We start from the raw sequence: 1,177 nt of genomic DNA, 5'->3' as shown, positions 1-1,177 counted from the left end.
ATGGCTAAGGAAAAGTTTGAACGCACGAAACCGCATGTGAACATCGGCACGATCGGTCACGTGGACCACGGCAAGACGACGCTGACGGCTGCGATCACCAAGCAGTTTGGCGACTTCAAGGCCTATGACGAGATCGACGGCGCGCCCGAGGAGAAGGCCCGCGGCATCACCATCTCGACCGCCCACGTGGAGTACGAGACCGATGCGCGTCACTACGCCCACGTCGACTGCCCCGGCCACGCCGACTACGTGAAGAACATGATCACCGGTGCTGCCCAGATGGACGGCGCGATCCTGGTGGTGAACGCCGCTGACGGCCCCATGCCGCAGACCCGCGAGCACATTCTGCTGGGCCGCCAGGTTGGCATCCCGAAAATGGTCGTGTTCCTCAACAAGGTCGACCAGGTGGACGACGAGGAGCTCCTGGAGCTCGTCGAGATGGAAGTGCGCGAGCTGCTCTCCAGCTACGACTACCCCGGCGACGATATCCCGATCGTGGCAGGCTCCGCCCTGGCCGCTCTGGAAGGCCGTGACGACAACATCGGTTCCGAGAAGATCGCCGAGCTGATGAAGGCTGTGGACGACTACATCGACACGCCCGAGCGTGCCGTCGACCAGCCCTTCCTGATGCCGATCGAGGACGTGTTCTCGATCTCCGGCCGCGGTACCGTTGTGACCGGCCGTGTCGAGCGTGGCGTGATCAACGTGGGCGACGAGATCGAGATCGTCGGCATCCGCGACACCACCAAGACCACCTGCACCGGCGTGGAAATGTTCCGCAAGCTGCTGGACCGCGGTGAGGCTGGCGACAACATCGGCGCCCTGCTGCGTGGTGTGGACCGTGAAGGCGTTGAGCGGGGCCAGGTGCTCTGCAAGCCCGGCTCGGTGACCCCGCACACCAAGTTCGAGGCCGAAGCCTACATCCTCACCAAAGAGGAAGGTGGCCGTCACACCCCGTTCTTCGCCAACTACCGCCCGCAGTTCTACTTCCGCACCACGGACGTGACCGGGACGGTGACCCTGAAAGAGGGCACCGAGATGGTGATGCCGGGCGACAACGTGTCGTTCACCGTTGAGCTGATCGCCCCGATCGCCATGGAAGACGGCCTCCGCTTCGCCATCCGCGAAGGCGGCCGCACCGTCGGCGCAGGCGTCGTCTCCAAGATCATCGAGTGAT

At 64.0% G+C, this 1,177-nt stretch carries 1 protein-coding gene; it reads left to right on the top strand.

Features of this window, described 5'->3' with window-relative positions; all coding sequences use genetic code 11:
• Positions 1-1,176: elongation factor Tu (gene tuf / locus KUV38_RS20785; protein WP_222472150.1), on the top strand; the 1,176-nt coding region annotated here is incomplete at its 5' end.
• Position 1,177 lies beyond the last annotated feature (1 nt).

This window comes from Vannielia litorea, assembly GCF_019801175.1.
GTDB lineage: Bacteria > Pseudomonadota > Alphaproteobacteria > Rhodobacterales > Rhodobacteraceae > Vannielia > Vannielia litorea_B.
The sequence above is the reverse complement of the archived record's forward strand: the minus strand, read 5'-3'. Positions and strand labels throughout refer to the sequence as shown.